At 65.9% G+C, this 20,119-nt stretch carries 15 protein-coding genes and 1 pseudogene; 8 read left to right on the plus strand and 8 right to left on the minus strand.

Annotated features, from left to right (window positions below):
* From EU513_RS13780 to EU513_RS13800, 5 genes are all read left to right on the plus strand, one after another.
* Positions 1-443 (plus strand): hypothetical protein (locus tag EU513_RS13780; protein ID WP_205744789.1); only part of this gene is annotated, 443 nt, incomplete at its 5' end.
* Between the two features lie 173 nt (positions 444-616).
* Positions 617-931, plus strand: coding sequence for a hypothetical protein (locus tag EU513_RS13785; protein ID WP_129626894.1), 315 nt, complete (start codon positions 617-619; stop codon positions 929-931).
* Entirely contained in the window at positions 928-1,713 is a 786-nt protein-coding gene (locus EU513_RS13790; protein WP_129626896.1) for a ParA family protein, read from the plus strand. The genes EU513_RS13785 and EU513_RS13790 overlap by 4 nt, the downstream gene beginning before the upstream one ends.
* Complete coding sequence (locus tag EU513_RS13795) at positions 1,710-2,282, plus strand: hypothetical protein (RefSeq protein ID WP_129626898.1); 573 nt, start codon at positions 1,710-1,712, stop codon at positions 2,280-2,282. Before EU513_RS13790 ends, EU513_RS13795 begins: the two co-directional genes overlap by 4 nt.
* Before the next feature lie 377 nt (positions 2,283-2,659).
* Positions 2,660-3,652: a hypothetical protein gene (locus tag EU513_RS13800; protein ID WP_129626900.1), complete on the plus strand. Its 993-nt coding sequence runs from the start codon at positions 2,660-2,662 to the stop codon at positions 3,650-3,652.
* Positions 3,653-3,737: 85 nt separating this feature from the next.
* Here the strand turns inward: EU513_RS13800 and EU513_RS13805 are convergent, their stop codons facing one another.
* A complete protein-coding gene (locus tag EU513_RS13805) occupies positions 3,738-4,091 on the minus strand; it encodes a helix-turn-helix domain-containing protein (RefSeq protein ID WP_168990287.1) in 354 nt (117 codons plus the stop codon).
* Between the two features lie 900 nt (positions 4,092-4,991).
* Here EU513_RS13805 and EU513_RS13810 point away from each other — a divergent pair.
* Positions 4,992-5,318: a hypothetical protein gene (locus EU513_RS13810; RefSeq protein WP_129626904.1), complete on the plus strand. Its 327-nt coding sequence runs from the start codon at positions 4,992-4,994 to the stop codon at positions 5,316-5,318.
* A gap of 92 nt (positions 5,319-5,410) precedes the next feature.
* A complete protein-coding gene (locus EU513_RS13815; RefSeq protein ID WP_129626906.1) occupies positions 5,411-5,812 on the plus strand; it encodes a hypothetical protein in 402 nt (133 codons plus the stop codon).
* Positions 5,813-6,269: 457 nt separating this feature from the next.
* On the opposite strand, the gene EU513_RS16475 is transcribed toward EU513_RS13815, so the two are convergent.
* The 7 genes and pseudogenes from EU513_RS16475 to EU513_RS13850 all read right to left on the minus strand — a co-directional run bounded on the left by EU513_RS16475 (position 6,270) and on the right by EU513_RS13850 (position 19,100).
* A complete protein-coding gene (locus tag EU513_RS16475; protein ID WP_240796067.1) occupies positions 6,270-7,007 on the minus strand; it encodes a hypothetical protein in 738 nt (245 codons plus the stop codon).
* Positions 7,004-8,653 (minus strand): class I SAM-dependent DNA methyltransferase, encoded by a 1,650-nt coding sequence (locus tag EU513_RS13825; RefSeq protein ID WP_240796068.1) that lies wholly within the window; start codon positions 8,651-8,653, stop codon positions 7,004-7,006. Before EU513_RS13825 ends, EU513_RS16475 begins: the two co-directional genes overlap by 4 nt.
* A 1,010-nt stretch (positions 8,654-9,663) precedes the next feature.
* Complete coding sequence (locus EU513_RS13830) at positions 9,664-10,734, minus strand: site-specific integrase (protein WP_168990288.1); 1,071 nt, start codon at positions 10,732-10,734, stop codon at positions 9,664-9,666.
* Positions 10,735-11,124: 390 nt separating this feature from the next.
* Positions 11,125-12,549: an IS1380 family transposase gene (locus EU513_RS13835; protein WP_205744792.1), complete on the minus strand. Its 1,425-nt coding sequence runs from the start codon at positions 12,547-12,549 to the stop codon at positions 11,125-11,127.
* Between the two features lie 102 nt (positions 12,550-12,651).
* Positions 12,652-12,801: pseudogene (locus EU513_RS13840) on the minus strand (ISL3 family transposase); the annotation flags it as partial.
* Between the two features lie 531 nt (positions 12,802-13,332).
* Positions 13,333-15,570, minus strand: a complete 2,238-nt coding sequence (locus tag EU513_RS13845; protein ID WP_205744790.1) for an RHS repeat-associated core domain-containing protein — start codon at positions 15,568-15,570, stop codon at positions 13,333-13,335.
* Between the two features lie 35 nt (positions 15,571-15,605).
* Positions 15,606-19,100 carry a hypothetical protein gene (locus tag EU513_RS13850; protein ID WP_129626914.1) on the minus strand — a complete coding sequence of 1,165 codons (3,495 nt, stop codon included), beginning with the start codon at positions 19,098-19,100 and terminating at the stop codon, positions 15,606-15,608.
* A 52-nt stretch (positions 19,101-19,152) separates the two neighbouring features.
* Here EU513_RS13850 and EU513_RS13855 point away from each other — a divergent pair, with 52 nt between their 5' ends.
* On the plus strand, positions 19,153-20,001 hold the full coding sequence (locus EU513_RS13855) for a hypothetical protein (RefSeq protein ID WP_129626916.1): 849 nt from the start codon (positions 19,153-19,155) through the stop codon (positions 19,999-20,001).
* The last annotated feature ends 118 nt before the right edge of the window (positions 20,002-20,119 follow it).

Below are 20,119 nucleotides of genomic sequence, written 5' to 3' on the forward strand. Positions count from 1 at the left end.
CCAACAAAGACGAAGCCATCCGGATGGCCAGTGAGGCCAGTGAAAGAAGTCGTGCTCGACGGTGCCTGCCGAGCATTGCAGAGGTAATGGGCACGCTGCACGAGCTGGGGGAGTCCGTTGTTGCGGGTGATCGCGACCGGTACCGGAACGCCTACGCCCAGGCGCGGCGGCAACGCCTGACCAGCGAGCAGATCTTCGACGCGTGGCGCTACCCGCTGCGCCGGGCGGCAGTGACCTGGCCATCCTTCGATTGGCGGGGCGAAGCGCGCAATCAGGACGACCGGCCGGCGCTGTGGGGCACGCCGGGGGAGGGCGGCGTCGTGTTCGTTGTCAGCAACGGCGACCGCCTGGCCATCTGCGAATGGTGCGGGTGGATCAGCGGGCGACTGCCGATCGGTGCCTCCCCGGCCTGCCAACAGTGCGGGGGTGACGGGGCGGCCTGAGGTAATCGGATGGGCCCGACCGAGCGGCCGGGCCCATCCTCACCTTCGGGGTACCACACCAAAAGGTGCCCACAGTCTATGGGCGACCCACCGCCCAGCAACTTGATAGATACATCTCACACATGAGTTATTGTCGATACATCAGCGGTACCACCGACCGAAAGGACAACGTCATGAGCGGGCGCGACCCTCAATGGGAAGCCGTCACGGAAGCACGGAACGAGCTGAAGGGACAGCGGTACTGGCAGCGGTCGGACGACCAGCAGCCGGCCTACCTCGACGACGTCGTCGAACTCGCTCGCGAACTGGCCTTCGTGATGGGGCAGGCCGGCGTGACGTGGGAAGACTGCGAGAAGGCGATTGCTGAGGCCTCGCCACGTATGCGGTCGATCCTCGATCGCGGAGGGAAGTTGGAGTTTGCCCTCTGCTCGGCCATCAATGCCAAAGCCCAGGAGCTGCGCCGGGAGACCGAAGGGGCGCCGTCATGACGATCTACGCCGTGGCCAATGGCAAGGGGGGAGTGGGCAAGTCGAGCGTGGCTGGCGAGCTCCTGGCCTCCCTTGCCCGTGTCGGTCGCAAACCGATCGGCATCGACCTGGATCAGCAGGGAAACTTCACCAGCTGGGTCGGGGTTGTCGATGACACGACGATCTACGGCCACGCAGCTGAGGTGCTTGAAGGCACTGCCACGCTGCACGAAGTCGCGATCGACGCACCGACCGTGCCCGGGGCGAGCATCGTGGTCGGCACGCACCAACTCGGTGGGCTCACCGTGCAGGATGTGCCCGACCTCGCGACCGGGCTGCGGGACTACCTGCGCGGTGGCATCGAGCCCTGGACTGATGTCGTGATCGACACGCCGCCGTCGCTGGCTGGCGTCACGATCACAGCCCTGGTGGCGGCCGACGTTGTGATCGCGCCGGTCAGCATGGAGCGCGAAGCGATCGAGCAGCTGGAGCGGCTCGAGGAAGTCCTGCGAACCACGGTCGGTAAGCGGATGCGGCCCGGGGCGCGCATCAACTGGATCGTCCCGACCCGGTATCGCAGCAGGGGAGTGATGTCGAGGGAGATCCTTGACCGGCTCACCACCACCTACGCCGGCCGGGTAACCAGCCCCATCAGGGAAGACGCGCGAGTGCCGGAGGCGTACCGGTCATCCCGTCGAGCGGGCCGACCCGTGACCCTTTCCACCCCACAGACCCGCGCTGCGGCCGATTACATCGACGCGATCGGCACCATCATCCGTGACAAGACAGGAGTGGCCTCATGACCAGCCCCACCGGACGCCGCCAGCCCACCAGCTTCGGCGCCGTCAAGCACAGCGGCATCGACCCCGACGACGCAGCCAAGAGCGCACCGCGGTCCGCCGGCGGCACTCGTTCGGCAGGATCAGCGAGGACGACCTCGACCGCCAGGACTAGCAAGTCAACCAGTGCAGCCGGCGGGGGCTTGGTGTTCTCGACCCGCTGGAGCGACGAGACGATGGCTCTCGCGAAGGCCGCCCACGTCGTCGACCGCATCGACGACCCGAATGCCGTCCCGAAGGCATTCAATGGGTGGGTCACCATCGCCGTGCAGATGTGGGCCCGACTGTCGCCGCAACGGCGCGCTCAAGAGCGCGACCGCATGACCTTCCCGCCAGCCACCAAGAACGCATCCCGCCCGCGGCAGTTCTCTCTCCCCGAAGGCGCCCGTATCGCCCTCGAGGAGGCGATGCGCGCCGACGAGCTCATCGGTCACCTCGAAGGCCGCGGAACCTTCGTGACCCATGCCGTTCTCTACGCCGCTGCGGCCGCCGCAAACCGCAATGGCGGCGACCTCACCATCAAACCCAGCTGAATCAGAAGACGTCACCGCACGTACCCGGGGTACCACCCACAACCGAAAGGCACACCATGATCTGCGACCCGTGCAAGGAACCGCACGATGCCGCTCAGTGCATCGACACACAGGCCGGCCGCGAATACCCCGACCGGCACTGCGCCTGTCAACACAAACCCCGACGGATCGACATCGTGTTCACCGCGAATGACTCATTCGGTGCGGGGGAAGACCAAGAAAGGGAACCGAACTAGTTCACACATCAAGAACACTCAATACATCACTACGGGGTACCACCCACAACCACGAGGTAGACCAATGAACTACATCTCCGGAACCTGTCGTAGGGCGCTGCGAGGCTCACTGGACACCCATGCAACGAAGGAGACCCAGTCGTGACGAACAATGCGGCGATGTCAGGGCAGAGCGCGGGGGCTGCAGATCGGCGGTACTGCATCGAGACCCGGCGCGTGCTCGATCCTTCACCGGGAATGGTTCAGCCCACGCCCAAAACCGTGATCAAGGTGACATGGGCTAACGGCCGTTCGTTCACCCGAGAAATCAGCCAGCAACCGGCGATCACTGCTTACGGCATCAGCTTCACGCTGCGGAACATCGGCATCATCGGTGGTGCCATGACGACGCTGTTGATGGTTCTCGCGCTCGTCGGTTACCGCGACGCCGGGATGCTCGCAGCGGTTGCTGCCATCGTGGCCGCGGTCTGCTTGTGGATCGACAGAATGACGATGCCGGTCAAGACGACGGACGAGCTGGAGAAGGTCACAACCCTGGCTGACACGCTCGGAGCGGGGCTGCGGCTCGACCCGGACAACACCGACATCATGGTTGCCGCGCGCCAATTCATGCGGGCCCTGGAGGCGCGTGACACCAGTCGAGTAGTAGGGATGGCCCAGCAGCTCGATGCGATCCTCGGCACCACCCCCGGCCAGCGCGACGGCCTCGAGCTCCACCCGGCCGACGTGCTGGAGATTGGCCAGGAGAGTCACACCACGATGGCCGACGCGGCCGGCGCGCTCCGCGCGGCGGGGCAAACAGGCAACGCCGCGGTCGTTGACCGCGTCGACACCCGGTATCACCGGCTCACACCAGACGAACAAGTCACTGCCGAATCCGCCGCACGCACGATCCTCGAAGCACTCACCACGCTGGCGGAGCTGCCCGACCATCTCGCCGGTCAACCGGGGCCCGACGGATCCACCCCCCGCGATGACGCAGACGCGAGCGTCAAGGCTGCCCTCCTTGTCCTGCGGACCCTCAGCGATGACACCTACCGTGACGAAACCGACCAGCTGAGGGTGCTGCGTCGATACGCCCGTCAATGGGAGCCCAACCCACTGGATCTCGAAGGCCCTATCCGGGGGGAGTAGTCGGCACCCAGTGCTTGCGCGGGCGGTTGCAGCCCTTTGGCGTCCGCGACCCGGTCGCATCCGTGGACGCTGCACTCGGCTGGGGTCAGCCTTCGCGGAGCCATTTGTCCAGTGTCGGCCGGGACGTGCCGGCCAACTCGGCGACCTGGCGTTTCGGCATTCCAGCGGCAACGGCCTCGACTGCGAGGACGCGAAGCCGGTTAAGGGCGTCCTCTCGTGCGGCGCCGGCCTGAGCGAGTGCGTCGGCCCGGTCCTGGTGGTCGACGTCCCGGGATGCGGCCGCGAGGATGTCGGCGGTGTCGCCGCCGGCGATCCGGACCCACTCCGCTTCGTCTTCGGTGCCGGATGCCTCGATCGCGTCGATGACACGCTCGGCATCGTCCTGGTCGTCCCACGCGTCTGGGTTGACCCATGCTTCGATCTCGTGTCGCTGTGCCATGACTTCAATCAATCCTCTCGGGCTCATCCTGAAGTGATGTAAAAAACTTTACATGCAAAGTCTTCGAGTGTCAATCCTTTTACACGCGCGTGGCGTAACACCGACTCGCCATGGCTGTGCTCGATGATCCCCGATCGGCCGCATCCGGACGATGTCCCGACCTCGGGCCGCTCGTCGGGTGACTGGCGAGTTGAAACAAAACCCGTCCAGCTCATCGGCGTAGGCCGCGGCTGGGTGCAGGAGGGAGGTGAGCACAGCCCCGGCGATTCCTAGGAGGGGTCTTCCGTTCGCGACGCGCGTCGGCATGGGCGCGCACTTCGCGCGACCCACCTGCCGCGCACGGTGGGAGCGTCCGTTAACGATCGTTTGTTGACGGCCCAGGCGCGGCCAGTAGCAAGCCCGAAAAGCCTGGACGTCGAGGCCGCCCGAAACTGGCGACCGAAACGAAATCCGACCGAAACGTGGATGCACCGTTTTCGGCCGAGCGCGTAGACTGTTTCATGGCGCCTCAGTGGGTCTCATCGGATGGGCCATGTTGCGGGGCTTCCGGGGAGTGTTGGGCTCCCGGTCGAGCCGATGATCTGCCCAGCGTGCCGTGAGCCGCACTCGTCGGCCGCGTGCATTGACGCGATCGCCGGGCGTGAGTAGCCCTGGCGGCATTGCGCCTGCCAGCACAAGCCGCGAGTCGGGGCCACTCCCGCCGGCACCGAGGAGGACTGAACCGTGTGCCAGTACAACAGCCGTTGCAAGGTGCAACGGCATCGGCCGGGCACGGTGTGCCCACTGTCAGGCACCGGGAGTGGGTGGGCTACTGCACCCCGACCCGTGGCCGCGTCGAGGCCACGCCCGGCAGCACCGCAGGGACCGTCCCGGTTCGGGACGTCGGCCGGAGCCGGAGGCGTGAGTCTCGTCGACCTGCTGGCCCTTCTCGTTGTCACGAAGTCGTGGGATCGGTTCTACGAGACCGGCGGAGTGTGGGCGGTCATTCTGGCCTGCCTGCTGCTGCTCCTTCCCTTCGCCGTGGCCGCGTGGCTGGCCTACCGCTGCACGGCGTGGAACGGGACCATTCAGGGACGCTGCGCCAAGGCGCGTCCTGGGCCGTTCCGGCGATGCGACCTCAGCACCCACAGCCACACGGCCCAGCTCGTGACCGCGCCCGAGGTCGCGGCGGCCGCCTCCTTCGTCCTCGGCATCGCTGGCCTGTGGCTGTTCTTCACCGCCCGGTAACGACCGATCTCAGGCCTTGACATCGGTCGTCCCACGGTGGGACATTCGGCGTGTCCCGCCGTGGGACACGCCAAGATCGCAGGAGGATGCAGATGCGCGAGAACCCCACCCTCGACCAAGCCTTGACGGCATACGAAGCGGCGCGCGCGGCAGCGGCCGACACCGCCACCGTCGCCCGGCTGGCGATGAACACCTACGTGCGAGAGGCGACCCACCAGGGCCACTCGACACGGGATATCGCGAAAGCGCTACGCATCCCCAAAAGCACGATCCACCGCATTCGCCTCGGAGTCGGAACTTCACTCCCGGAGGCCTGGTCGACGCCCACGGGCTACGTTGCGGCGCACAACGCCGCCTGGGCCGAGGCACCTGGCCAACAGATCGATCGAGCACCCTTCGAGGTTCACGTCGACGAGGACGGGGCACGGCGCTACGCGATCGGCGGCGACGTAGCTGCGGCCGTCTATCCCCACTTGCGCGGCGACCGGAAATGACCGTTTCTGGTACAGCAGCGGTCAGCGACCGACTGTGGACCATTCACGCGGGCATCAGTTAGAAGGGACTCGTCGACCACGTGCACGGGGTGCGCTTCGGGGGCGACCTCGCTCAGAAGGTTGTCGAAAGTTGGAACGTGGACTGGCGACGTGTGCAAGAAGCCGATGCGCGACATGTGTGCATTCTTCATCGCGTGGCGCACATCGGACTTGGCCATCTCAGCACCCACGGAGGGGCGGTAGCTGAAACGAAGGTTTTTGCTACACCGCTAGGGCTGCCCGCCGGTTCGATGATGACCCGCCTGTTCTGAGCTCTCGACTGTGTGAGTAGGAGTATCCCTAGATGCGCGGTGGTGAAAAGTGCGCATCTGAGGGGGTTCCTACTTGCGCGGAATGGGGTACACCCAGCCAAATCCTGGTCGGGCGCTGAACGGTGCGATGCTCCGGCTCGCGGGGATCAGCCTAGTTTCTGTACGCCGCCGTTGCCGTCGGTTTCGTAGGTATCGAAGTTGCGTTCGACGATGAGGTCGACCATGGCGGTGAGTGCGTCGTCGAGGGTGACTTCGTTGTTGGAGTCGGTCATGTGAAAGCAGCGCCAGGTGGGGTTGAACGGGTTGGCGCTGACGAGGACGAGGTAGAGGCGTTCGTACTGTTCGTCGCGGCCTGCTGGGTCGGTTCGGCCGGTGAACAGTCGGAATCGGGGGAAGGCGTTGAGGAAGGTCGACTGTCGGCGGGTCGTGCCGTCGTTCGCGGCGTCGGCGTCGATGAAGAAGAACCCGCCGAGCACGGCGTAAGGGAAGCGACGATGCAACGTGACTGCTTCGTTGAGCAGGTCCGCGCGACGGTTGGTGAGGTTCTTTTGGAAGGACCGGGATTTGTTGTCGCGGAAGTTGATTGTCTTGACCGTGATCGCGGCGATCAGCCCGGATTCTTCGGTGGCCCAGGACACGTCGACCTTTTTGGCGCCGAGTCCGCCGGCTAGGCGTCGTTCGGCTCCGCTGGCCCCGGATACTCCTGGCGGCGACGGGCGTGCCTCCACCATCCCGCGAGCCCGCAACTCGGCGGCGAACGCCTGCGCCACGGCGGCCGACATCAGCTCGGAGTACCGTTTCTTCTCCGCCTGGCCAGCGTCATCGGCAGGCTTAGGGGGAAGCCCCTTCAACGCCGCGGCAAGAGTGTCGTCAACGCGTGTCATCCCTTCGACCTCGCCTTGCGCCGGTCGCTGAGCGTGGCATGGGCCGCTCGGATCCGTGCCAAGTCGGCTCGTTTCAGCCCCAGGTGCTGCACGAGCAGGATGTCGTCGACGCGTTTGGCAACGGCCAACAGATCGCCACCCCGTAGCGCCTGGCCCAGCGAGGGTTTGACCGCGCGGAGTTCGTCGGCTGCGGCGCGCAGCAGTTCGGGTGCGGGCACCGGCAATAAGTCGGCCTCGCGAGGCTCGATCTTCAGCATGCCGCCACCGTAGGCGCGTCCGACTGTCTCGGCGGCCAGCATGGTGATGGAGTTGATGGACGCCAGGGGCAGTAGCTCTCGCGCCAGTTCTTTCTGGCCCTTGCGGACGTAGACCCCGTGGATGGAGTTCAGGTGCAGGACGCGCGCGCTGTTGCTGACCAGCCGGGGGGTGTCAGCGTTCATGTACGTCAGGAAGAGGTCCGGGGGCGCCAGCACCGGGACCCGCCACCACGGCTTGCGGACCCGGCACTTGTACCGCTGGTCGACACCGTCCTCCTGGCCGGCGCTGATGCGTCGCGACGCTGCTGGCGACGGATCCGTTGGCGGTCGAAACAGCCATGTTCCCTGACCGGCAGCATCCAGTTCGTTCAAAGCCGCCGCAGTGAGTTCGAGTCCTCGCAGGTGCCGCGACCCGGTAGGGGAGATGCGGACCAAGTCACCCCGATCCAAGGCCAGATCGGCCGCTTGCACGGAGGTCATGGTGAACCACTTGTTGTGTCCGGTGACCGCGCCCAGTGAAGTCTCACCCCAGTCGGACAACTGGGACCAGTGCTCGTCCGACACCACACGCCGGTAGGTGCTGAGCGCATCCGCAGCAATCAGGGAAGGCGTCCACTTCTCGTCCAAAGACGCCGGGGCCCACGTGCTCTGAACGCCACCGCCGGCGAGGGCGGCTGCGTCTCGCACCTGAGTGACCGTGAAGTGATCCGTTGGGCCCAGGCCGAACCCGTCCGCTAAGAGCAGCACGGCCTCCACCTCCACCCCGGGGAAGACTCGATCCTCGAACATCACCAAAGTGACGGAAGCAAACTTCTCCAGCAGGTACCGCCGTACAGCGGCGGCGTAGTTCGTCGACAGCAACTCGGCCGGCACGACCAGGCCCAGTCGGCCGCCCGGTGCCAGGAACTCTGCGGAGTGCACCGTGAACGCCGCCCAGGACGACGCCAGAGCAGTCAGCCGAACACCAGCAGACAGTGCCGCTCGACGCGACTTGACCCGGTCTTCACCGCTATGGCCTTGATAGCGGACGTAGGGCGGGTTACCCACAACCGCAGACACGTCCCGAGTAGGCGTCACGTCGAAGAAGTCACCAACGTGAATATCCGCTGCGAACCCAGCCTCTTCCAGCCGGTGCGCCGCGGCCCATGCCGACGCGGGATGCAGTTCGGCACCACGCAACTGTGCTCCCGAACCTCCAAGGGCGAACAAGCGCCGGCCCGCCGACAGCAAGAACTCGGCATTACCGCACGACGGCTCGAGCACGACATCATCGACGGAACGGATCGCCCACTGCGAGACCCAGTCACACAGAACGCGAGGCGTGAAGAACGCCCCACGAGCCTTCCTAGCCGCTCCCGTATCGGGCTCTTGGGGCAGCGGCGTGGTCACCCCGACAGTCTCCCACCGCTGCGGCCGCGTCGGAGGCTGGACCCGCCGAACAACTTGACCATTTGGCGAACACTTGTTCGCGTGGCTCGACAGGCCGTCATGTCGTTGAACGGGTGCGCCGCTGACGTCAGGAGGGTTACGACGTCAACAAAATTAGGAGTCCCCCAACTGAGAGGACGGATCCGAGAAAGTGGGCCCCAGCGGCCCATCTCCACGCTGAGCGAAGCCGATCTGCGACCCCTTCCTGAGCCACGATCGCGTTGAGGATGCTTTCACAACGGTATCGGCGAAGCTCGACAGAAGGTGTCGTCCAGTGGTCGGGGAACCACTTCTTCAGCTGCTCGCTGGACATGCCAGCCACGCCCGACTTGTCGATGGCATGTAGAGAGATTGCGAAGCTGGTGATCAGCGAGATCAGGGCGGCCACGAGAAGGATCCAAGGACAAGGTGCGGTTGACGGGGTGGGGGCCGTCGGCGCGGCGTATCGACCGATTGCGGCCGCTGCGCCCAGCACTGTGATCGTGAAAGGAACGGCTGTTTGAAAGGTCGCCAGTCGCCCAAGGTGCCGATCGAGACGTTGGACCTCGAGAGTCAGTTGGGCGGTCAGGAGCTCGATCAGTTCGCTACCGACGCTCTGTTCCACGTTGCCCTCGGAGGCTCCCTGCGGCGCGGCCGCGGATTCGTTGGGGGGCGTCACCGCTTTGGCGGGGGCTGGGTAGGTCGCGGTGGCTTCTGCTTGCTCGCCCACTTCTTCAATACCGACTCGGTCGGTGGAGGGGGAGGTTTAGAGGCAGGCCCCGGTTTGTCGCTACTGGCCATCCGCGACCACCATATTGTCGTCATCTTCTGCACTGTGCTTGATCACAACGCCGGTGGGCGGACCCTCAGGTTCCACGATCGGCGAGGAGCCCTGGTCGTCGGGTTCTGGTGGCACCGTAGACATGCCTTGATGGTAGGTGAATTCGTGCTGTTCGGCCGCGAGCTGCGCCTTCGTGGCGCGTGTAGCTCAATTACAGGCCGAGGCTGGTGGCGGCGTTGTCGGTCCAGGCGTTGTGGATGCGGACGTAGCCGCCGAGGGTCGCGAGGGACCTGTGTCGGGATTGGTGGGCGATCGCGCGGTCGGTCGCCCCGCGCAGGTGGGCGTAGGTGATGAACCCCGCGCGCAGGGAGTGCGCGGAGTAGGGGAGTGGGTCGATCCCTGCGCGGGCAATCGCCTGCTGCACGAGGGTGTTGATCGACTCGGGATGTAGTGGCCGGCCAGTCGGCTTGTTCCCTTTTGTCACTCCTTGGAAGGCAGCGCCCGTGGTGATCTGGGCGAGTTCGAGCCAGGCGCGCAGTGCGGTGACGGGGCACCGGTCGGGGTTGCCGGAGCGGGGGAGGACGACGAGTTCGGCTTCGGTGCCGTGCTGGTTGGTCTTGGACCGGGGTAGTGAGAGGACGAGCCCGTTGGGGTGCTCGTCGACGTGCTCGACTTGGAGGGCGGCGAGTTCGCTGCGGCGTAGGGCGCTGACGAACCCGACGAGCAGCAGCGCCCTGTCGCGATGCCCGGCGAGGTCGGGTTCGGGCGCCTTGCCTTTGGTCTTCCAGGTCTTGGTGGTGGGGCAGGCGGCGAGGACGTCGAACAGCTCCGGGGGCATGAGCGGAGCGGCTTGGTCTGGTGGTGCGCCGTGGGTGCGGCGGATCCCTTCCCAGACTGCGACCACCCGGGCGTTGCTGGTGGGGTCGGGCAGGTCCTGCAACTGGTGGACGAACTTCAACGCGGACAGGCGCCGGCTCATCGTGCCGACCTTCGCGCCGGCCTTGGCCAGGTCGGACAGGTACCCGGTGATCGTGGATGCGGCCGCCGGCAACGGGTCCCGGCCGTGCTGGACGCACCAGGTGGTGAACTCGGTCCAGTCCGAGCGGTACCCACGCAACGTGTTCGCCGCCCGCGCGGCCTCGACGTACTCGGTCTCGACCTCGGTGAGCGGCACGTCGTCGAGCAGCCGCACCGCATCCGTGGTCGCTGGTGCCCGTGCGACTGTCCCCGAGACCGAGACCGAGACCGAGGGCGTTGCGGGTGGGTCGGCCGGCGTGGTCATGGCAGCCACCTTACGACTTATTACACGGGATTCCATGCATTATCCCGTATAATAATCACGAGAGTCTCCGCCAGGCGTGCGCGCACGGGCTGGAAGCTGTGTGGCTCGGAGCAGGTCACAGCCGGGCTGCTCAAGATGATGCGCCTTGTCCACGTGCTCACGCATCCGGCGGGGTCTCCATGCGGGTGGGTGAGTGTCGAGACCCGCCCACCTGTCACGACAGATCCACCCTTCGGGGCTGTCTGCTAGCCCCGGTCTTTCATGGGGAAGCTGATCACGGCTGTGCTGGGTGAGGTGGCTCGATGGCGGTGGGTGGGTATGACGTCGTGCCGGCTGGCGCTGCCGGTCTGCGGTTCTCCGGGTGCTGATGTCGCGGGCGGACGGGTTGGGTCAGGCTGACCACGGGATGGCGGCGATGTTCGCGAAGACCGCGACGATCGCGGCCGCCCAGGGCCACGTTTCAGGGATCTTCAACCGTCGTCGTCGCTGACCGTGGATGAGCCGGGCGGGGACGTGAAGAAGCCTGTACCGCAACGCTTTCGGTTCGCATGTAGCCAGGACCTCGGCGTCGGCGGTGAACGCGAGCAGGCGGGTCCAGGCGACCAGATCCGCCGCGATCATGGTCAACGTCAACCACGCGCTGTTGATGCCGAACTCACGCGAGGGGAACCGACCCAGGCCCGTGTCCTTGGCGTGCCGGATCCGGTCCTCGACCCGGGCATGAGCCCGGTGCCGCGCTTCGAGGAAGGCGAGCTGCCCGGTGCTGGTGTTGGTGTTGGTGACGAAGGCTTGGTAGCGCCACCCGTCGGTCTCCTCGAACAGCGACAGCTGCGCACCGGGATGCGGCCGTTCACGGCGCACGATCACCCGCATCCCGGCCGGCCAACCGCTCAGGTCCAGCAGACTGCTCAGTTCGGCGACGTCACCACCCTCGCGCACCCCGCCGTCCGCGTTCGTCGCGGGCGACCACACCTGCTGCGGGACCAGCCTGATCGCCTCGCGGATCTTCTCGGTGACCGCGAACCCGATCGAGTACTCCAGGCTGCGGCCACGGATCTGACCTTGTTCGGTGAGCCAGTCCAGCAGCCCATGGGATGCGCCCGCACCATCGGAACGGATCAACAGCTTCTTACGGTGGGTGCCGGGGATCTGGGCCATCGCGCCGGTCAGGACCTCGATGTGATCGGTGGTGGTGTTCGACCCGGCGTTCCCGGCCCGTAGTTTCGCCGCGAGGAACTCGCTGGTGTTGTCACACCACACCCCGATCGGGTGGAACCCGAAGGTCCGTTTGAACGTGGCCGCAGCGTTCTGTTTCTCGGAGTGGGTGATCACGATCGTGGCGTCCACGTCGAGCACGACGGTGGCACCGAGATCGGTCCCGGCGACCTGGCTTGCGGGCACCCCACCAGGCAGGTGGGCCCACACGTGGCGGCGGGTGCGGGCCCTCGCGACCGCGATCTTCTTAAACCGGCCCGGGGTGACCTCGTCCAGGGCGCGCCACACCGTCGGCGGCGAGGCAACCGGACCGAGCACGCACGACTGGTGACGCAACACGTCGATGTCGGCGATCGCCTCACCACCATCAGCGATCATCACCGCGACATCGACCAGCACCCGGCCACGGTCGTGACCAGGTGTGAAGCCACCACGGGACATCGCCGTCGACAACTCGCCGGTCAGCCCAACCCGGTCGGCCAGCAGCCGCAGTCCGACACTGCCCGCGTGGGCCACTACTCCGACACCATCACCGGTCACGGACAACCCTGCCGACCACGCGTTACGCTTCACCTGCGAAGTGCCTTCCGAAACGACGATCTGAACCGTTGAGAAGTCCAGTATCTCGTTACGCGACAGGCACTTTCGCGCTTTCAAGACCCGCGTCAGATCACGACACGTGAACGATCGGGGCTAGCCGGGCCCGACGCGAAAGATCTTCGCCCGCGGCGGCGCGGCCGCCGTGGTGTCCTGCCGCCACATGCGCCCGCAGTATGCGCACCTGTAGCGACGCACCCGAACCTGCAGGTCCGTGGGCCTGTGCCCGAATGGCTCATGCGCGAGCCGGCGCACACCCCCGCTACATCCCTCGATTGGGATGAGCCGACAATCCGGTCGGTGATTCGCTCAATATGCCTCTACCGTCCGGGCGCAGCCGAACCGTGGGCTCGTTAAATCGGACGCTATTTTCGAGGCTAATGATCATAATTAATCTGGAGGCCACCATCCGGTTCGAGGAATAGAATCCAGGTGACGTCCAGCCGGCGACACGTAAACGGTCGCGGTTCAAATGATGATCCTTTGTTGGTTGACGCAGTGGGTGACATGGATATACATCCGGCAACAGCCTTCGGAATGGGCGCTCCGATCTCGCCATCCGCTGCCGGCGCTGGATCATCGCTATCACACATCAAACGATCCTGAACCCTTGCCCCTATCTGCTCGAGATCCGTCTTCAATTCAAGAAAGCTCGCTTGCACATTCTTCTCTTCGCAGAGATAGCGAGGAGACTGCCCTGGTGCGCACGCAGCCATTGGTCCAGCCGCACCGCCGATTACGGCAAGTAGTACGAACACAACTCGTGCTGATCGGGCAGCCATTACGTTAACCACCGCAGTACGACCATGAACCCGTACATCTCGCGTATATACCTCGGTCTATCCTTCCACGTGCCCATTTTACTGCTGCACGCATCGCGTTGTCTGTGTTCCACCCGACCCTCCCATACTTGTTGCGCAGCCCACGTCCCAACTCCCTTCCAGCCACATTGTTTTTTTGGTCGCGGATTGAGTCACCCCTGAATGTGGTCGTCTTTTCATGGGCATTCCCCCATGCTGTCGCTTTAGTTGCCCCCAGCCACCACGTCAGCATCGCCTGCCAGATCATATGACGCATGGCGTTCCGGCGCTGTCCGTCGCGGTATGCTGCATTCGCTGTCGATGTTGACCAGTTAACGATTCGCCGAACGTATACGCAGTCGCTAATGTTAAGTGCGCAGAGTGCCTTTTCCCACTTGTTCGAACTGCCACTCGCTCGGCCGGTGACATCGGTGTTGTTGGTGGGGTCGGTGGGGTATCCGTAGCTGGTGTGGTTGCCTGCGGGAATGGGGTCGGGGCTGGTGAAGGCGCCTGTGGTCCAGTTGTAGTAGCGGACTCCCATGAGGGTGAGGCCGGCGGCGTCGGTGCTGGTTTCGCGTTGTTTGCCGCCGAGCCACCCGTAGCCGAGCGGCCCGGTGACTGTTGGGCTGGCTGCAGGGGATCCGTATTCTCCCCACCGAGCCCATCCGGTCACGACCGTCGCGGCCATCCCCGAGGTTTGAGCCGCGGGGATTGCAATGCTGGTCACAGCGTTGTCGTGCGGATCGACCACGCTGATAGAGGCGTCACCGGTGCTGGTGATAGTGGCGCCGAGGTCACCACTGATGGAGTCGGTGTACCGGGCCAGCTCGGCGGCACCGTTCTTGGGGGTGGTGACCGACCAGGCCGGGTTGTCGCTGCTGTCGCCGTAGTGCCGCACAACGGCTTGCCCATCACCCCACCCGCCCGTGGTGGACTGAGTGGCGCGGCGGCCGGCGGAGTCGAGGGCGAAGGTGGTCGTGACTCCGGTCTGGGTGACGCTGGCGGGTAGGTCATCGACGTAGTACCCGAGCGTGGCGGCGGCACCACCGTTGGGGGTGTCGCCGGCCGGGAGGGTGGTCTGCCGACCGAGCCCGTCGTAGGTGTAGGACCCGGACGGGGCGGCCCCGTCGATGCTGACTGCGGTGGTGAGCCGGTTCGCGCTGTCGTAGGCGTGGGTCCTGGTGGCGGTGTGGTCCGGTGTTCCGGCGCAGTCACCCGCGTTGTACTGCTTGACGGTCTGGGTGGTGCGGGCACCGTCGGTGTTGAACCCGTAGGACCGGGTCTGGCAGTACATGCCCGCCACCTCGCCCGGGGTGGTGTCCGGACCGATCGCACCCGCAGGAGTGTTGACGGTCCGGTCCGTCACCGACGCGAGCTGACCCCGCGCGGTGTAGGTGTACTTGCGGTCGTACGCCAACCCCTCCCCGACAGGAAGATGGGAGGTGTCACCTGTTTCGGGGACACCGGGTGTTCCGTCGAATCCGGCACCGTTGCCGGTGTATTCACGCACGATCCGGCCCATCCCGTCACGGTCGGTGGACCAGGCGAACCAGGTGCCGGTGACCGGGGTGCCGGGGGTCCAGGTGACCTCACCGGTGTCGGGGTCAGTGGTTGCGGTGGTCGGGGTGACCTGGCCGGAGTAGGCGAGCCCGGTTTCGTCCTTGAGTGCGTTGGTGGTGATGGTGCGGGTCAGTTGCCCGGGCATCTGCTCGGTGACCAGGGTGCCGTTCTCGTCGTAGGCACCCTTGTAGGACAAGGCACCCCCGGTCCCGGCCCGAGTCATGGTCAGTCCGGTCGTGAGCCCGCGCCGTTCGGTGCTGCCGGTGGCGTCGGTCCCGTCCCAGGTGTAGGTAGTGGTGCCGGTCGGGTTCGTCACGGTCGAGACCCGGCCCGCACCGTCGTAGGTGGTGGCCGTGGTTTCGCCCTGGTCGTTGGTGTACGTCAGCGCGCGGCCCCACCGGTCATAGGTGGTGGAGGTCCGGGCGGTGGTCGCGTCGGTCCCGGCCGCATTCGCCACACCCGCGTAGTCCACCAGGCCGGTGGTGGCGTTGTACTTGGTGAACGTCGCGGCGCGTGCCTGACCGATCGGTGCGGTCACGCTCGTCCAGTAGGCCCGGCCCGCACCGTCGTACCGGGTGGTCGTGGTTCGGGTGAGCGTGCCTGCGGTTTCGGTGACGACCGCCGGCTGTAGCCACCGGTCATACGTGGTTTTCTTCGTCGGCAACACCGGACCGCTGTCCGGTGCGGCACCGGGTTTGATCACACAGACCGACCCGGCCAAGCCGCTGACTGGGTGGTGCCACCACAGGACGCGTCCCGGGCGTTCGCGCCCGCGGTGTAGTAAATCGTTTGGGTGGCTTGCGGGGATGCGCTGGTGTTCGCGGCGGTCGCGGACGGGTCACGGGTCTCAATGATCCGGCCGGCGGTGTCGAACCGGGTGGTCGTGGACGAGCCGTCGGTGGTGACCTTGACCGCTGATCCCAGGGCCCACCCGTCTCCGTCGCCGGCCACGACCGGGGTGTAGGAGTTGGTTGTTTCGGTGAGTTTCACAGTGGTTCCGTCAACGGTGGTGGTCACCGTGGTCGGCAACCCGTAGGGCTTACCGGTGGCCGGGTTCTTGTTCGCGTTCGGTGCGCCCTGATCGTAGGTGGTGGTGACGGTACGGCGGGCACCGGTCAACTCGGTCCCGTCCGGCATCGTGACCGTGGCCGCTGGGGTGGTTTGTTCTTCCACCCGGGTCCCGGCCGGGACCACCACAGCCCCCGCGGCGTCCTTGATGTCGTTGTTGTACCTGGTTTCGGTGGAGTACTGCGAGGAGGAACTGTGCTTCGCATCCACGGTGGCACCGGTGACGGGCAGGTCCCCGGACAACATCCCTGAGGTGGCGCCGGTGTCGAAGGTGCGGACCACGTTGCCTTGGGTGTCGTAATCGGTCGCGGTCAGCAACCATTGCCCGGCACCGTAGCTGGCGGTGTTCACCTCATACCCCAACGCGTCGGTGTACGACACGTCGGCGTACGGCCAATCCGCGGTCGTGATGACCGAACCCACCGCCCCGGCACGGTCGGGCCCGAACATCACGAACACGCCATCGGCTGCATCGGGTAGTGAGGTCTGCGCCCAGGTGCCGGCCTTGGATGCGATGTCCGGTACCGGCGAACTAGCCACCGGTTGGTTGTAGAAGAACTTCGCCAATGTCACGGGCGACCCACCCGTAACCGGCGCGTCGCGGGTCACCGTGACCAGTTTCGCGCCTGATGCGGCCGAGTCATAGGAGAACCGGAACGCTGCCTGCCCGGGCGGGGTGAGTGAGGCCAACCGGGTTGACGCCGACGCGCCGGCACCATCCCAGGTGTAGGAGGTGACCAAACCGGTCCGGGCATCAGTCGCACGCACCAACCGGCCGGAACCGTCGTAGGCGTAGGACGCCATCACCGTTGACACCATGCCCGAGGCGGCCGGATCCCACACCACACCCGACACAGTCTTCACCTGACCAGACCGCTCGCCCGGTGCCGCGTCCGTGCCGGCGTTCGTGGTGCCGTAGCTGATGTCCAGGTAGCGGCACCCGGCCCTGCCCAACCCGGTGGCGGGGCAGTCCGTAGCAGTGAAACCGTCCGGCAACCCGGAGGTGATCCGGGTCGGGCGTCCCGCACTGTCACGGGTGAACGTGGTCGTGCCGGCAGCACCCGGCTCGGTCACACTGTGCGGACCCCACTGTGCCGCTTTCACAGTGGTACCGGCACCGGTGCGTTCCGCGGTTTTGGTGTACCGGGTGATCGTGCCGTCGGTATCGGTCAACGTGATCGACACCGCGTTACCCGCCGCAGGGTCCGTAGCCGTCACTTTCAGGGTGGACCCGGTGTCGACCGTGTCCTGGGTGACCGCGCTGTATTCGCCGGCCTTCTCGCTGGTCGTGGTGCCGCCGGGTTGGCGGAACACCAACCCGGTCCCGTCCTCATCAGCCAGGACGATCGTGCCGTCCAAACCGGTGTTATCGATCACGCTCAACCCGGCCGCGCCGGCCTCGGGCCCATCGAAGGACGCGGTCCATCCCGGGCCGAACACGCTGGAGGCCACACCTGTCTTAGCCCATCCGGATAGGGTGCCGTCGCCACCCATCGACAAGTGACTGCGTCCGACGGACAGGTCACCGGCCATCCCCGGGACGGTCACATCGGTTGAGGACAACTGGTATTCCCCAGTGAACTGAGCCACCTGACCCGCAGCAGCATCGCCCGCGTCCTTGGTGGGGTATCCGTCACCGAACGCGTGCGGCACCCGCGTCAACGTCCACGGTGACTGGGCAAAGGTGCACTGCTCACTACCGGTGGTGAAGTCGAAACACACCTGAACCTCGAACGTGACCGGGGTCCGTTCCGGGATTTCGGTGCCGTCTGCGGCGTTCTTCGCGTTGGCCGTGTCGAACACCCCGGACGCGGTTGCTACACCGTTGGCTGTGGTTACGGTTGCCGTGGCGGTATTGACCCAGCCGGTACTTCCCGTGCCCGCCAGGCGCCACTGCACCCGCGCGGCCGGTTTCACATTGGTTGCCGTTCCGGTGGCGGTCACCCGGACCCTGCCGGAAGTGGTCGCACCGTTGACCGGTGTCACCATCGAGGCCGGGCCCCACCCGAACGTACTGGTCGTGGTGCTGGACAGGTTCGCCCCACCGACCGCGACCGCCCGCACCGAATGCCCACCACGGGCAGTCCGCGGGATCACCACGGTCGTCGAGGTCGCGGTCTGTTTCGCATCCACGCTCTTCGTCGGGGTCGCGGCACCATCGACGTAGATGTCCAGGCGGGTCGCGGCCAGCACACCACTGCCGGACGTGGCCACGGTGCAGGTCACATCAGTCGCGGGGTCCGCGCTGGTCCAGGACCCGTTCGCATACCCCGGACACGAGATACTCGGCGCCACGGGCGCGGTTCCAGCACGTCGGATCGTGGTCCAGGACGACCAGGACCCCGCCGACAAACCCTTCTCATCCGTGGTCAACGCCCGCACGTAATACGTGCCGCCGTTAGGCATGTCCATATCGTTCACACACGACACCGAAGCGGCGGAGGCACCCAAGGGTGTGGTGCAGGACGCAACCTTCGAGGACGAGCTGACCGTGGTGGAGTTGTGCACCTCCACCAGGGCTTTCACCTGGGACCCATCAGCATCGGCGGCTTTGGTGGTGAAGGTGACTTTCCCACCGGCCACGTACCCGACGTTCCCGTAGACACCCGACGTCACGAACGTCGGTGCGGCGGCCTGGTTCGGGGCCCGGTTGTACGTCCACGTCACATACGGCGGGTTCGCCGATTCGGACGACCCGAACCGTTTCCACCCATTCGAATCGGCTTCGTTCGCGGCCTTCAACGCCACCGCCATCTGCGTCCACTTGTTCGTTTGCGCCGAAGTGACCAGCGGCAGCATGTTCAACGACACCCGCCCGGCCGGGCACGCCGAGGACGCACCCTTGGCGAACGAGGCGGTGGTGAACGCCGAGTAGATGGTCGGTTGGTTACCCCAACGAGTCGCCGCCGAGGGGGCACCCGAGGTCGACAACGTCATCCCCGACGCAGTACACGACCAGGACCAGTTCTCATACAACGACAACGACGCCGCAGTGACCTGCTTGCCCTGCACCGCAGCGGTCGGGAACATGATGAACGACCGCGCGACCGTGGACCCACCATTGAACGTCCCGACCCGCAACTCCGCGTCGTTGGAATAGTCCAGGGTCCCGCCATCGGTTTGCACCCGGGTATCGAACGACGGCGCGATATTCGCGCCCGCAGCATAGGTGGGGTCGATGGTGACCGGGAACGACCGTGCGGGGTTCTTCGCCCACGCCGCGTCCGACATGCGCCGCCTGGCCCTCATGGCCGGAATCGGCCGCTCAACCGTTTCCCTGGCCCTGTCACGGCTGAGTCGTGACGGCTGGATCGGCGCAGCGGCCGAAGGCCACGGCCGCAACGCCGCACGCTGGAGCACCGACCCCCACGGACGTTTCCACAGCGCCGCCTCTAGAAGTTGGACACAAGAGGAATCTCGCCCCCCGCATCTGGCAGCCCCCCTTTCCCGCCGCGCACTGCTGAGCCGCCTCACTACCAGGCTGGAAACCTCCGCTCACGATGCCTTCACCCTGGGAGCCCTGGGGCACCATGCGGGAAATGTCTACGCGCGTCTGTACGAACAGCCCCAGACCACCAGCGAGGTCCTTGCTGAGAACACTGGAGAAAGTACAAGAGCCACAGCCCGAGCCCTTACTCGGCTGGAGGCTCATGGGCTCGCTCAACAGAACACCCGCGCCCGCACCTGGCGGGCACGAGCACACAGCGGCCGCCGCTTCGCGGCTCATCGTTATCAGACCACCGGGCGGCTGACTCGCCGCGCTGCGCGCTATGAGGTCGAGCGCGCCCTGTGGTCCTGGTGGTGCTCCGAAGTCGAATGGCTACGGAAACCACGCGCGCAGAAGAAGAAGCTGGCCCGCCGTCGTCCCGCCGCCGGACAGCTCAGTCTTGATGGGCTGATGACCGCCGACGCACTGGCCCCGATCTATCCCCGCGACGACGATGGCCGCCCCGATCATCACGCCGCCCAGGCTTACCTCACCGGCCGCCCCATCACCCGAGGCGTTGAGCAAGGAGCCGCAGCGTGAGCCCGACAACTCCCCGGCAGTGTTCAGCACCTCTCTGCCTGGCCGTGATGTCCCAAGGGATCATGCACGCGGCCGCAACGGGCACAAGTCCCCGCACACGGGGACTCGGCGCGGGCCG

Source organism: Yimella sp. RIT 621, from assembly GCF_004146205.1.
GTDB lineage: Bacteria > Actinomycetota > Actinomycetes > Actinomycetales > Dermatophilaceae > Yimella > Yimella lutea.

What these genes read in the sequence shown, in the direction of transcription:
- EU513_RS13785 (WP_129626894.1), top strand. Translation starts at nt 617, where the DNA reads ATGAGCGGGCGCGACCCTCAATGGGAAGCCGTCACGGAAGCACGGAAC.
- EU513_RS13790 (WP_129626896.1), top strand. Translation starts at nt 928, where the DNA reads ATGACGATCTACGCCGTGGCCAATGGCAAGGGGGGAGTGGGCAAGTCG.
- EU513_RS13795 (WP_129626898.1), top strand. Translation starts at nt 1,710, where the DNA reads ATGACCAGCCCCACCGGACGCCGCCAGCCCACCAGCTTCGGCGCCGTC.
- EU513_RS13805 (WP_168990287.1), bottom strand. Translation starts at nt 4,091, where the DNA reads ATGGCACAGCGACACGAGATCGAAGCATGGGTCAACCCAGACGCGTGG.
- EU513_RS13815 (WP_129626906.1), top strand. Translation starts at nt 5,411, where the DNA reads ATGCGCGAGAACCCCACCCTCGACCAAGCCTTGACGGCATACGAAGCG.
- EU513_RS16475 (WP_240796067.1), bottom strand. Translation starts at nt 7,007, where the DNA reads ATGACACGCGTTGACGACACTCTTGCCGCGGCGTTGAAGGGGCTTCCC.
- EU513_RS13830 (WP_168990288.1), bottom strand. Translation starts at nt 10,734, where the DNA reads ATGACCACGCCGGCCGACCCACCCGCAACGCCCTCGGTCTCGGTCTCG.
- EU513_RS13855 (WP_129626916.1), top strand. Translation starts at nt 19,153, where the DNA reads ATGGTGACCGGGAACGACCGTGCGGGGTTCTTCGCCCACGCCGCGTCC.